This window comes from Microcystis aeruginosa FD4 (genome assembly GCF_009792235.1).
GTDB classification, from domain to species: domain Bacteria; phylum Cyanobacteriota; class Cyanobacteriia; order Cyanobacteriales; family Microcystaceae; genus Microcystis; species Microcystis viridis.
In genome coordinates this window covers 4495786-4508612 of the sequence record NZ_CP046973.1, presented here as the reverse complement: position 1 = coordinate 4508612, position 12827 = coordinate 4495786, and the positions used below count along the sequence as shown (strand labels likewise).

Genomic DNA, 12827 nt, shown 5'->3' with positions numbered 1-12827 from the left:
TTATTTCCTCTGTAAACAGCTTCCCTACGCTGGAATTACCCAGTCTCAGGTTCTAAGGGTCTTTCTCAGCCTGATTGCCTCAGACACCCCTAGCTATGACGGCAATTGTATCACTGTTGACGACTGAGGAGATCAAGCTTAAGATTGTTGTTTGATTGGGAAGTAATACTAAATCCGTTGAGTAACGCACAGAAAACGGGTTTCTCCGAGAAACCCGTTTTCTACTCATGCACTCATGCAAAACGGAGAATAAATAATCAGTTTTTAATAACTGGATTTAGTATGATTACTGTTTACTGTTCACGGCAAAAAACTCCCCACTTCCCTGCTGATTCAAAAAAAAGGGCAGGCAAAGGCCCACCCTAGGATTAATGATTAGTCAATCAAACCTTAGACATCGTAGTAGAGAGAGAACTCGTAGGGGTGGGGACGTAAGCGCATCGGGTTAACTTCGTTATCGAGTTTGTAGGTGATCCAGTTTTGGATAAAGTCTTCGGTAAAGACACCAGAATCGGTCAAGAAAGCGTGATCTTTTTCGAGACTTTCTAGTGCTGCTTCTAAAGAACCGGGGGTAGAGGGTATTTTTGACAATTCTTCGGGACTGAGTTCGTAGATATCCACATCGAGAGGTTCTCCCGGTTCAATTTGATTTTTAATCCCATCAATACCGGCACAGAGCATAGCTGCAAAAGCGAGGTAGGGGTTAGAAGTCGCATCAGGACAACGGAATTCTAAACGTTTGGCTTTTGGGTTGCTTCCCGATAAAGGAATCCGAATCGAAGCGGAGCGATTACCTTGGGAGTAGGCCAGGTTTACAGGGGCCTCAAAACCGGGGACGAGACGCTTGTAGGAGTTGGTGGTGGGATTAGTTAAAGCTAAGAGTGCGGGAGCGTGTCTAAGCAAACCACCGATGTAGTGCAGTGCCATTTGGCTAAGTCCAGCGTACTTATCCCCGGCGAACAGGGGTTGACCATCTTTCCAGATAGACTGGTGAACGTGCATCCCAGAACCGTTATCACCAAAGATGGGTTTGGGCATAAAGGTGACGGTTTTACCGTATTTCTTAGCCACGTTCTTGATGCAGTATTTGTAGGTCATCAAGTAGTCGGCGGCCCGTACTAGGGTAGAGAATTTAATCCCTAGCTCGTTTTGACCACCAGTAGCGACTTCATGGTGATGTTTTTCAATGGGAACTCCGCAGTCGGCCATGGTTAAGAGCATTTCCGTGCGAATATCTTGAGAGGTATCGGTGGGACTAACGGGGAAATAACCCTGTTTGTAGGCGGGTTTATAGGCAAGATTTCCGTCTTTTTCGTCTTTACCGCTATTCCAACGACCTTCGACACTATCCATGTAGTAATAGCCGGAGTTGGCGGTTTGGTCAAAACGAGCGCTATCAAAGAGGAAAAATTCTGCTTCCGGTCCAAAATATACGGTATCACCTAAACCGGTACTGCTAAGATAATCGATCGCTTTCTGAGCAATAGAGCGAGGATCGCGGCTATACCATTCACCGGTTCTCGGTTCTTTAATGCTACAGATCATGCTGAGGGTAGGTTCCTTGTAGAAGGGATCGATCCAAGCAGTGGTAGGATCGGGAACCATGGCCATATCGGACTCGTTAATTGCTTTCCAACCGCGAATACTGGAACCATCGAAGGCCACACCATCGCTGAAAGAGCTTTCATCGATTTGGTCGTAGTAGAACGAGCAATGTTGCCAGATACCGGGCATATCAATAAATTTCAGGTCAATAATCTTAATATTGTTGTCCTGAATCATTTTCAAGACTTCTTGTGGCGTTTCGGGCATGGAAAACTCCTTTGATGTATGGATCGGTTCTTAAGCTTCTCAAAAAAACCATCCTAAACAGTCACTTTCGCAGGTTTTGTATTTTTCGATACAAAATCTTTGATCCTAGCTTGAAAAAATCTGTAATTTCCTTGTTCAGGTCGGTAATGGCTCCGAATGGCGATGTCTTTTCCCAACCTGCGCTTCCCTTAGCGATCGGATTGGGCTATTATCTCAATTTGGGAAAGGCAATCCCTCTGCCCTAATGTTTCAGAAAAACGATAGAGTTGAAAGGGTTTTTGTTTGCATCTTTCAAAAATAACTAGAGAATTAATATGGCCATCAATAAAGTTGGACTTCGAGAAACCTTAGAAGCATTGCGGGTTGAACTGAGTAAATCTATCTTAGCCGCTGAGGGTGAGCAGATTCGCTTTGAAGTGGGTGAAATTGAATTAGAGGTTCAATTTGTGGTTGAGCAGTCGAAAGAAGGCAAAGGTGGGCTGAAATTTTGGGTAGTAGAAATGGGTGGGGGTGTCACCAATAAGGATACGATAACCCATAGAATTAAAATTCCCCTTAAACCCATTTGGAAAGATGGAAAACCTGTATTGACAGGAAGTGATGATATTCCCGATTAGAATTTTATACCACTAGGGACGCAATGCTTGCCCCCAAAGCAGTTAATTTGTAGGATGGGTTAGCGAAGCGTAACCCATCGCCATCCCAGAATAATACGTTACATCAATCCGATAAGTTATGGCCCAATTCCAACCCGATCGCGCTTTAGAAATTGTTGCCCCTAAGTATGGCACTGCCTATCGAATTGGGGGACGTTTACTCTTGACTTGTCGGCATCTATTTGATAATAGTAACAACTGTAAAGTACGATTTAGATCAGCATCAAACTATTCTGATAAGCAGGATATAGACGCTAAAGTAATTTGGAAAGCACCGGATAATATCGATATAGCTTTAGTTGAATTACCAGAAACTATCGAAATTTGTGATCCTGTAAGCTTTGGGCAGTTACCTGATGCTAACAGTGCAGAAAAAGTTAAGTTTGACTTTTTGGGTTTCCCTCAATTTTTACGATATGCTGAAGATGATAAAAACTACGCCACGGGGTTACATATTGAGGGAACTATTAATGTGGCTAATCGTGTTCCTCATAACCGTTTGTTATTAAATATTAAAGATAGTCAAGACATACAACCCACCGATGAACAGTTAGAAAGATTAGCAGAAGATCAGTCACCTTGGCAAGGAACATCGGGATCAGCAATTGTTTGTCATGGGTTAGTGATTGGGGTACAATCTAAACAGCCAATTAGAGATCGTCCGGCATCTTTAGAGGCTGAATCTTTGGCTAGGGTTTATGACAATCCCGAATGGCGTGAGATATTAGAAAGCCATGATATTGATCCTGAACCTAAACCCGTTATTTCAGTTAATCTTAAGGCTCGTTCCTATCGCAATCAAGCCCCTTCTAAACCGACTTATTTCGTGGAACGCCCAGAGGTGAGTATTGATTTAAAGAAACTTTTGTTATCAGAAGCAAAGGATAATACAGGAACTTTAGTTATTAGTGCGATTTATGGATTAGGAGGTATTGGTAAATCAACTTTAGCGGCGACGTTGGCATGGGACAAAGAGGTTCAAGCTTATTTTCCTGATGGGATTTTCTGGGCAACTTTAGGGCAACAACCGGATATTTTATCCTTCCTTCATGGTTGGATACAGTCATTAGGGGATTATGATTTTAAGCCGACGGGTGTTGATGCGGCATCGTTACAATTAAGAACATTATTAGCAGATAAAAAAGCCTTATTAGTAGTAGATGATCTGTGGAATGCGGAGGATGTTGAACCGTTTCGAGTTGCGGGGGCTGGCTGTAAATTGTTGGTAACAACGAGGGAAGCTCCCGTTAAAGGGGCAATTCGTTATGATTTAGATGTGATGACAGAAACTCAGTCTTTAGCCTTATTAACGGGTTATTTAAGAAGTAAGTTAAATCCAAAAGAACGAGAGCAAAGGAAAAGTTTAGCGAAGATTGTGGGGTATTTACCCCTAGCTTTGGAATTGGGAGCGGCACAAATTGAAGACGGCATTTCTTGGAATGAGTTACTAGAAGATTTACAGGCAGAAATAGCTCATTTAGAAATATTAGATCGATTGGAAGCTGAAGATACTGCCAATCAAGAAAAGCGCAAACATTATAGTTTAATTGCCTCTTTTAATCTCAGTTTAAAACGCTTATCGATCCAAAGATTACAACAATTTATTTGGTTAGGGGTTTTACCGGATGATGTGACGATTACGGAAAAGATGGCAACGACTTTATGGAATTGTCGGTTAACGGAAGCGAGGAAAACCCTCAGATATTTACGCAGTAAAGCGTTATTATTAACAGGGGTTTCTAGTGAACAAACGGCTAATTATCGTGTCCATGACCTCTTACATGATTTAGCCCGTAATCTTTTACAAGCCTCTCCCCATCCTGAAAGAGATTATCAATTACCGGGCTTGGGTTTATCGATTTCTGAAGCTAATCGGCAACTTTTAAGCAGGTATCAAAAACAGACTAAAAATGGTTTATGGCACAGTTTAGAGGATGATGGCTACATTTATAATCAATTGATTTGGCATTTGGAAAAGGCGAAAAAGATAGGAGAGATTCATCAATTGCTGAGGGAAGAAACGGCAGAAGGAAACAATGGTTGGTATAGCAAATGTGAGAAAGAAGGGAAAACGGCGACTTTTATTAAGGATGTTTCTAGGGCGTGGCAACTGGCGGAAGCTGATTTTGCGAATAATCCTAGTCAGTCTATGGGGTTACAGGTGCGTTATGGGTTGATAACCACTTCTCTGAATAGTTTGGCGGGGAATATTCCACTGGAATTAATTGCCGAACTGATTAAGTATGAAATCTGGACACCAGCGCAGGGATTAGCTTATGTGAGGCAAAATCAAGATGATGAGAAGCGAGCAGAAAGATTAAAGGCAATTAGTCCCTATCTTCCCCCTACTTTATTACCCGAAGCCTTAGAAGTTGCTAGAGCCATTGGGGATGAATACTCCCGTGCTAAAGCATTGACAGGGTTAGCTCCCCATTTCCCTGAAGTGTTAACCGAAGCCTTAGAAGTTGCCAGAGGGATTGGGAATGAATACTCCCGTGCAAAGGCATTGACCGGGTTAGCGCCCCTTTTACCGGAAGTGTTACCCGAAGCCTTAGCAGTTGCCAGAGGGATTTGGCATGAATACAACCGTGCAGAGGCATTGACAGGGTTAGCTCCCTATTTACCTGAAAGTTTGTTACCCGAAGCCTTAGAAGTTGCCAGAGGGATTGGGAATGAATACTCCCGTACAAGGGCATTGACCGGGTTAGCGCCCCTTTTACCGGAAGTGTTACCCGAAGCCTTAGAAGTTGCTAGAGCCATTGGGGATGAATACTCCCGTACAAGGGCATTGACTGGGTTAGCTCCCTATTTACCTGAAAGTTTGTTACCCGAAGCCTTAGAGGTTGCTAGAGCCATTGGGGATGAAAGATACCGTGCAGAGGCATTGAGAGGGTTATCTCCCCATTTACCTGAAGTGTTACCCGAAGCCTTAGAAGTTGCCAGAGCAATTGGGAATGAAGACAAACGTGCAGAGGCATTGACAGGGTTATCTCCCCATTTATCTGAAATGTTATCCAAAGCCTTAGCGGTTTTTAGAACGATTGGGGATAAATCCTATTGTGCAGAAGCATTGATAAGGTTAGCTCCCCATTTACCCGAAGTGCTACCCGAAGCCTTAGAAGCTGCCAAAGTGGTTGCGGATGAAAGATACCGTCCAAAGGAATGGAGAGGGTTAGCTCCCCATTTACCAGAAAGTTTGTTACCCAAAGCCTTGGAAGTTATCTCAGCCATTAGGGGTGAATCCAATCGTGCAAGGGCATTGACAGAGTTAGCTCCCCATTTACCAGAAAGTTTGTTACCCAAAGCCTTGGAAGTTATCTCAGCCATTAGGGGTGAATCCAATCGTGCAAAGGCATTGACAGGGTTAGCTCCCCATTTCCCTGAAGTGTTACCCGAAGCCTTAGAAGTTGCCAGAGCTATTTGGTCTGAATCCGATCGTGCAAAGGCATTGACAGAGTTAGCTCCCCATTTACCTGAAAATCTCTTACCCGAAGCCTTAGAAGTTGTCAGAGCAATTGGCGGTGAATCCAATCGTGCAAAGGCATTGACAGGGTTAGCTCCCCATTTCCCTGAAGTGTTACCCGAAGCCTTAGAAGTTGTCAGAGCAATTGGCGGTGAATCCAATCGTGCAAAGGCATTGACAGGGTTAGCTCCCCATTTCCCTGAAGTGTTACCCGAAGCCTTAGAAGTTGCCAGAGCTATTTGGTCTGAATCCGATCGTGCAAAGGCATTGACAGAGTTAGCTCCCTATTTACCGGAAAGTTTGTTACCCGAAGCCTTAGCAGTTGCCAGAGCCATTAGGGATAGGGATGAAAGATACCGTGCTTGGGCATTGAGAGGGTTAGCTCCCCATTTCCCTGAAGTGTTACCCGAAGCCTTAGAAGTTGCCAGAGCTATTTGGTCTGAATCCGATCGTGCAAAGGCATTGACCTGGTTAGCTTCCTATTTACCTGAAGTGTTACCCGAAGCCTTAGAAGTTGCCAGAGCAATTGGCGGTGAATCCGACCGTGCAAGGGCATTGACCGGGTTAGCTCCCTATTTACCTGAAGTGTTACCCGAAGCCTTAGCAGTTGCCAGAGCCATTAGGGATGAAAGATACCGTGCAGAGGCATTGACAGGGTTAGCTCCCCATTTACCTGAAGTGTTACCCGAAGCCTTAGAAGTTGCCAGAGCAATTGGCGGTGAATCCGACCGTGCAGAGGCATTACAAGCATTGACTGAGGTGTTAACGCCTGCCAATATTGACCAATCCTTATGGGAAAAAACCCTTCATGCTTTGGGAACTCTCACTCGTTCTTATTTCCTTCAAAATATTCCCAACTTAGTCCCTTTAATCCTTCATTTTGGGGGAGTGGTCGCCTTAAGAGAAGTCCATCAAGCAATTAGAGAAGTCAGCCGCTGGTGGAAGTGATTGCCCTGTCAATAATTGCTATAATAGCTAAAATGGTCATAATGGCTAGTTTCTATAAAGGTTAGTTATGAAAACATTAGGAGCCTCAGAAGCAAAAAATCGCTTTGGCGAACTGTTAGACTTGGCTCGAAGAGAACCAGTAAAGATAGCAAAAAAGGGACGTAATGTTGCAGTCGTGCTGTCAATCGAGGAATTTGAGAGATTTTCCGAGTTAGAAAATCAACTTTTGGCTTTACAGGCAGAAAAAGCTCATCAAGAAGGTTTTATCGGAACAACAGAAAGTGAGGCTTTACTGTCAGAAATTTTAAATGCTTAAGATTAACCTATCTCGACAGGCAACTAAACGCTTAAAAAAACTGCCAGATAAACACGCCAAACAAGTAGCCACAAAAATAACCGAACTGAGAACAAATCCCTATCCCCAAGATTCTCTAAAGTTAAAAGGATACTCTTATCATAGAGCCGATATTGGTGAATATCGAATCGTTTATCGTGTTGAGGAGCAAACACTAGAAATCTTGCTGATTGACAAACGAAACGATGATGAAATTTATAAACAACTAAAGAGAACAATATAGAGAATCTTAATTATCAACCATCAATTAATTAGCGATATTATTCCTGCTAAAATCAAGAAAAACAAATTATTTTTAAACACTCATGAGCATTAATGTAACATTTCCCGAAGAACTCCTCATTGCTGCCAGAGAAGAAAAAGAAGCATTCTCTCGTAAAGTCATAATTTATACATTAGGACATCTTTATCAAGAAGGAAAAATTTCAGCAGGAATCGGCGCACAAGTATTAGGATGCGATAAATATACATTTTATACACTTCTCTCTGAGTATGGTTTTTCCATTATTGATTACACAGCAGAAGAATGGGAATCAGAAATACAAACCAGCCGTAAATTAGCCCAAAAAATCAAAGAGAATGAAGATAATTGTTAATTCTACACCGATCATCGCCTTATCTTTGATTAATCAATTAGATCTTCTTAATCAGCTATTTAATGAAGTGATTATTCCTTGGGCAGTTTATCAAGAAATTGTCATCGCTGGAGATAATAAACCGGGGGCAAAAGAACTCAAAAATGCCAATTGGATTCAAGTTCAAGAAGTTGCATCATCATCTCCTCTTGAACCGCTATTACTAGGATTAGATCGAGGAGAATTAGAAGTTATTCTCTTGGCAATTTCAATCAAACCAGACTGGGTAATTATAGATGAGAAATTAGCAAGAAGAGTTGCCAAAGCTATGGAATTACCCGTCAAAGGAACATTAGGAATTCTCTTGGTTGGTTTTTATGCAGGTTATCTATCTAAACAAGAAATTTTAGATTTATCACAACAGTTAGTTGATTATGGAATTCGTATTAGTTCTCCGATGATTAATTGGCTAAAAACAGAATTAGACAATGATCATTAATACCAAATCAATACAAAATAAACTACCATGAAACAACTAATCGTACACATTCGTGACCAAGAAAAAGCAGAAACACTCTCTAAAATTTTAACTGCTTTAGATTTTGTTGACTCTGTAGAAATCATCGAAGATCAAACAACATTATCTGATAACGAGCAAGACTTCTTTGCCCTAGCAGGATTGTGGGAAGACAGGGATATTACCCCTAAATCTATCCGTGAAGCAGCATGGCGAGAAGAAAACCGATGATTTTATGTGACACCAATATCCTCATTGAATTCTATAAAAATAATCATAGGATTATCGAAGAGCTTCGCCATATTGGACTAAATCAACTAGCCATTAGTTCCATTACTCAAGCCGAATTATATTATGGAGCAATCAATAAAAATGAACTCAACAAAATCAAAAGACATCTCGGATTGCTACATACCTTTCCTGTAGATGTCGCAATATCCAATCAATTTATTAACTTAATGGAAACCTACTCCCTCAGTCACAAACTCAACATCCCTGACGCTATCATTGCCTCAACAGCATTAGTGCAGAATATTAAGCTATATACATTGAATTTGAGAGATTTTTGTTTTATTCAAGGCTTAGAACTCTATGATCTGTCAAATGAATAACCCATCAACGTTAGCATTTTCCAGCGTTCAGCGAACCAGTCATGAATTAGTCAAAAAATCAAAGAGAATGAAGATAATTGTTAATTCTATTCCCAATTTAGCGCCTTTAATCCTTCATTTTGGTGGATTGGTCGCCTTGAGAGAAGTGTATCAAGGCATTAAGGATGTTAGTCGCTGGTGGCGGTGATTCTCATAAATCAATTAGAAGTGCTACGATCAACTGATAATGCAACTATAACAGTCACTATTTATGCGCTATCAAGTTCGACTCAAACAAAGCGAAGAAGGTTATGCAATTTGGTGTCCTAGTTTACCCGGATGTTGTTCACAGGGAGACACTGAAGCAGAAGCTATAGAAAATATCAAAGAAGCGATACAAGACTATTTAGAGACAATTGAAGAATTAAACAAAGATGCTGAAGTGCGTTATGTAGAAGTAGGGTAAGTATGCCAAAATTGCCTAGAATTAATCATCTACGCGCTGTTAATGTCTTTGAAAAAGCAGGATTCCGCATCACTAGACAGAGAAAACATATTACTATGACAAATGGAGAACAGACTATCACTATTCCACAGGCAAATCCGGTTAATGCTCATACAATGGCAGGGATTGTTAAAGAAGCGGGTTTAACTATCGAATAATTCTTATAATTACTCTAAAACTATTTCTAACCTGCTTTTAATCCTTCATTTTTGGGAGGAGGTCGCTTTAAGAGAAGTGTATCAAAGTATTAGGGATGTTAGTCGCTGGTGGCGGTGATTCTTGTTCTATGAATTAGCCTCCACCTTACCCAATTTAATCGGCAGTCTGCTCCCCAGTGCCTTCGGCAAGCACAGAAATCCGATAACATAGTGAATAGGTGACATCAGGAAAAAATTATCTATGGCAACTACATCCGAAGACGTATGGCGAATCTTAGCCGAATTAGCGACTGCTCAAGCTGAATTAACTGCCGCTCAGGCCGAATTAACTGCCGCTCAAAAAGAAACTGACAAACAACTGAAGGAGACTGACCTACTATTGAAGGAAGTTAGTCAACAACAGAAGGAAAACGCCCAACAACAGAAGAAAACTGACAAACAACTCAAAGAATTAGGTCAGCAAATTGGCGGACTCGGAGCCAAATTTGGCAGCTTTACCGAAGGACTTGCCCTTCCTTCAATGGAAAAGATTCTCAGACAACGCTTTGGTATGGAAGTTGTTAGTCCTAGTGTGCGAGTCAGTAAAGATGGACAACACCTAGAAATTGATGTTCTTGCCTATACCAATGGTGAGCTAAATACTGCCTATATCGTCGAGGTTAAAAGCCATGCCAAAGAGGAATCTATTACACAATTAAAAAGTATTTTGCAACGTTTTCGCAGCTTTTTCCCTGAACACAAAGATAAAAAACTCTATGGCATACTAGCGGCGGTTCATGTATCTCCAGAATTACGGGAAAAAATTCTGCAAGAAGGGTTTTATGTGGCTCGGATTCATGACCAAGTATTTGAACTCGATATTCCTGATAATTTTCAACCTCAATCTTATTAAAACCTCAAAGGCGATCTTGGATAATAATCTTTTGGGAGATTTGCTAAAGCCTTAGAAGCACGTTTTTTAATAGTGACATTGTAACTCATTGCTGACTATGTTCAATTTCTTTCAGCGATCGCTACTTGTAACTCAAGTGTTAACGCCTGCCAATCTTGACCAAGAACAAGAGGTAACAAGCCTCCCATTTCAAGGAAGGGAAGTGAGTCAGTGGTGGCGGTGATTCCTATGCCAATAGTTGCTATAGAATCCATTTGGTATCTTAGGATACAGCTAATCGTTGTAGTAGAAGTCGAAGAAAACAGAGATGAATTTTGGTAGTGGAGTGGTATAAAGTGCGCTCAAAATTTTTGACTAAAGATTTGCAGCGTTCCATCCAAGAATTACTTCTTTCAATTACCCATCGAGTTTTTATACCAAATTTCTAAATCCATGACAGACATCCACGCTCGAATGCTTGCCAAGCCTGCATTCGTTGTGACGCGAATAAAGAAAAATGGTATTACAGGTACGAATCCTGAGCAACCCTTCTCCGCTTTTTCGGTTTTTGACGGTTTTGGAGACAGTTCAAACTGAATTTTAGTCATTATCTCTGGATAGACCTTAACCAACTCCTTCTCTATTTTGTCAGGATGATAACCATTATCTACAAGAATAGTCGTCTTAGGCAGTTCCGACGGTTTTAACTTGAAATAGTCAATACCTCAAGTTAACAACTCAATCAATCCTTGGTCATCAGATAGGTTGGCGGGAGTACAATGAGCGAAAAAGGGAAACCCAAGACTATCCGTCGCTAGATGACGTTTAATTCCATTGGTGCACTTGTAGAAACAAAATCCTTTCGTCTCCACACTCGCATTACAGGTATTTTTGACGGCTTGAGAATCAATCATAATTAGGGTATGCGGCAAAAAGTTTCTCGTGGGGGTAGGGTGTGGGGTGTGGGGTGTAGGGTGTAGGGTTTTACCAATTTTCATCTGGTCAATTACCTAATTTTCAGAGAAAAAGTCCCTGAATTTTCCCCCCGATCCCCGCAATGGCTGGCACTTTTTGAGGGTAAAAAAGTCTAAAAGTCCTATCCAACAAGGTTTTTAGATTTATTCAGCAGACCCTAATTAGAGTCGTCCACAAGTTTTTTTTGTTGTCGTAATCTGCGATGTAATTCTTCCCTTATTTTTTGGATGATTCCCTGACTTCTCCACTGTTTATCATGCCAGAACACGGTGGAGTAGGTCGGGAAATCTTTCGGCAGGTCCCGCCAAACTAATAAAACGAAGAGGCTATCGCTTGAGAAACTTTCGGAATTTTTGGGTTAGAAGTATGTTGTCTTGGCATCTTGTATGTTGATTTAGCATAAAGAGTAACGAAGAGCCACTGAAATCATCTAAATTAACCGAAAAAGAAACCATAAAAGTAGGCTAAATTGCCTCTAAAAATACCATAAATGCTCCTTCATTTACTCCTTTGAAGGGGATTATTTTTTCCTTCATCAACAATCTGTAAAACACTGCTGTATAAAGGTGCAGCCACCCAAAATCCTGCTTGATTGATCAAAGCGTCTAGCAAGGGTTTCACCTCAGAGATTAACCCTCGATTTTTAGCCTCAACCAAAATGCCCAGAATTCCTGTGTATCGAAGATTAAGTCTAGCAGCAATCCTACGACCACGACGCTCATCAATCAAAACTTGATCTGCTCTTAACTCAAGTGCTAAAGCAATAGCCTCAGCTTCTCCCTTATCTAGTTCACGACTCAAGAGCTTCAATCACTGTGCGGTTAGTTACCGTTCGAGTTTGAATCCAATCTAAGGTTTGTACCTCTATTGAACCTGCTACTGGAAAATCAGGCTCAGTTAATTCTCGATAAACTGCTTCGGGAATAAAAACTATTTCGTCAAGTTGTTGTAGCAGACAAAGTTGATTAATAGCTGCAAGATTGTTGATAGGCGATGTATCACTTACAATAATCACAATCTGCCCATCTCCCGCAAGTTCTTAATATCCTGTTCAAAATCTTCGACATCGTAGTGTACTGGAATTTGACGACTTGCCAGTAGGTGTTGAAAAGCAATAGGATTCATTCGGGCAAATCGACTCGCTTGAGCAAGGGTTAGCTTCTCTTTTTGAAAGAGCATGACCGCAATTTCCTGCCTCATCTCAGCTTCAGTCATGCGTGTGGCACTGAGAATTTCATCGGAGATCTCAATACTCATGGCTATAACCCTATCTATCCATTCCTATTGGAATAATATCATAACCTCCTTCATTTAGTCAGTTGAGGGGGTATTTTTGGGCATCTATTAATACCTCTAGGAATTGTCAAACTTATTCATAATGTCTTGAATTTGCGGCACTGTC

15 protein-coding genes, 1 pseudogene and 1 riboswitch are annotated in these 12827 nt (G+C 41.3%); of the genes and pseudogenes, 11 read left to right on the top strand and 5 right to left on the bottom strand.

Annotated features, from left to right (window positions below):
• Window positions 1-4: 4 nt before the first annotated feature.
• Window positions 5-101: riboswitch (TPP riboswitch) on the bottom strand.
• Window positions 102-390: 289 nt separating this feature from the next.
• Window positions 391-1812, bottom strand: a complete 1422-nt coding sequence (gene glnA / locus GQR42_RS22430) for a type I glutamate--ammonia ligase (RefSeq protein WP_158201675.1) — start codon at window positions 1810-1812, stop codon at window positions 391-393.
• 314 nt (window positions 1813-2126) lie between these two features.
• Between glnA and GQR42_RS22425 the strand changes: the two genes are divergently transcribed.
• The 11 genes from GQR42_RS22425 to GQR42_RS22375 all read left to right on the top strand — a co-directional run bounded on the left by GQR42_RS22425 (window position 2127) and on the right by GQR42_RS22375 (window position 10471).
• Window positions 2127-2429: a trypco2 family protein gene (locus GQR42_RS22425; RefSeq protein WP_158201674.1), complete on the top strand. Its 303-nt coding sequence runs from the start codon at window positions 2127-2129 to the stop codon at window positions 2427-2429.
• A 118-nt stretch (window positions 2430-2547) separates the two neighbouring features.
• Entirely contained in the window at window positions 2548-6879 is a 4332-nt protein-coding gene (locus GQR42_RS22420; RefSeq protein WP_158201673.1) for an NB-ARC domain-containing protein, read from the top strand.
• 67 nt (window positions 6880-6946) lie between these two features.
• A complete protein-coding gene (locus tag GQR42_RS22415) occupies window positions 6947-7195 on the top strand; it encodes a type II toxin-antitoxin system Phd/YefM family antitoxin (RefSeq protein WP_002739617.1) in 249 nt (82 codons plus the stop codon).
• Window positions 7188-7457 (top strand): type II toxin-antitoxin system RelE family toxin, encoded by a 270-nt coding sequence (locus tag GQR42_RS22410; protein ID WP_002739840.1) that lies wholly within the window; start codon window positions 7188-7190, stop codon window positions 7455-7457. The genes GQR42_RS22415 and GQR42_RS22410 overlap by 8 nt, the downstream gene beginning before the upstream one ends.
• Window positions 7458-7539: 82 nt before the next feature.
• Window positions 7540-7830 carry a UPF0175 family protein gene (locus tag GQR42_RS22405; protein WP_002770431.1) on the top strand — a complete coding sequence of 97 codons (291 nt, stop codon included), beginning with the start codon at window positions 7540-7542 and terminating at the stop codon, window positions 7828-7830.
• Window positions 7814-8308 (top strand): nucleotide-binding protein, encoded by a 495-nt coding sequence (locus GQR42_RS22400; RefSeq protein WP_002770429.1) that lies wholly within the window; start codon window positions 7814-7816, stop codon window positions 8306-8308. Before GQR42_RS22405 ends, GQR42_RS22400 begins: the two co-directional genes overlap by 17 nt.
• Window positions 8309-8335: 27 nt before the next feature.
• Window positions 8336-8557 (top strand): hypothetical protein, encoded by a 222-nt coding sequence (locus tag GQR42_RS22395; RefSeq protein WP_002780145.1) that lies wholly within the window; start codon window positions 8336-8338, stop codon window positions 8555-8557.
• Window positions 8554-8937 (top strand): type II toxin-antitoxin system VapC family toxin, encoded by a 384-nt coding sequence (locus GQR42_RS22390; RefSeq protein WP_002796445.1) that lies wholly within the window; start codon window positions 8554-8556, stop codon window positions 8935-8937. The genes GQR42_RS22395 and GQR42_RS22390 overlap by 4 nt, the downstream gene beginning before the upstream one ends.
• A 250-nt stretch (window positions 8938-9187) precedes the next feature.
• Complete coding sequence (locus tag GQR42_RS22385; RefSeq protein WP_158201672.1) at window positions 9188-9382, top strand: type II toxin-antitoxin system HicB family antitoxin; 195 nt, start codon at window positions 9188-9190, stop codon at window positions 9380-9382.
• A gap of 2 nt (window positions 9383-9384) precedes the next feature.
• Complete coding sequence (locus GQR42_RS22380) at window positions 9385-9579, top strand: type II toxin-antitoxin system HicA family toxin (protein ID WP_158201671.1); 195 nt, start codon at window positions 9385-9387, stop codon at window positions 9577-9579.
• A gap of 241 nt (window positions 9580-9820) precedes the next feature.
• The gene (locus GQR42_RS22375) at window positions 9821-10471 is read left to right on the top strand and encodes a DUF3782 domain-containing protein (protein ID WP_158201670.1); all 651 of its coding nucleotides are present in this window, start codon (window positions 9821-9823) and stop codon (window positions 10469-10471) included.
• A 392-nt stretch (window positions 10472-10863) separates the two neighbouring features.
• On the opposite strand, the gene GQR42_RS29115 is transcribed toward GQR42_RS22375, so the two are convergent.
• The 4 genes and pseudogenes from GQR42_RS29115 to GQR42_RS22355 form a co-directional block, all read right to left on the bottom strand.
• Complete coding sequence (locus GQR42_RS29115; RefSeq protein ID WP_233271128.1) at window positions 10864-11082, bottom strand: hypothetical protein; 219 nt, start codon at window positions 11080-11082, stop codon at window positions 10864-10866.
• A gap of 93 nt (window positions 11083-11175) precedes the next feature.
• Window positions 11176-11448 carry a hypothetical protein gene (locus tag GQR42_RS29110; RefSeq protein ID WP_233271127.1) on the bottom strand — a complete coding sequence of 91 codons (273 nt, stop codon included), beginning with the start codon at window positions 11446-11448 and terminating at the stop codon, window positions 11176-11178.
• 475 nt (window positions 11449-11923) lie between these two features.
• Window positions 11924-12440: pseudogene (locus GQR42_RS29105) on the bottom strand (DUF3368 domain-containing protein).
• Window positions 12437-12682, bottom strand: coding sequence for a UPF0175 family protein (locus GQR42_RS22355; RefSeq protein WP_158201667.1), 246 nt, complete (start codon window positions 12680-12682; stop codon window positions 12437-12439). The pseudogene GQR42_RS29105 and the gene GQR42_RS22355 overlap by 4 nt, the downstream one beginning before the upstream one ends.
• Between the last annotated feature and the right edge of the window lie 145 nt (window positions 12683-12827).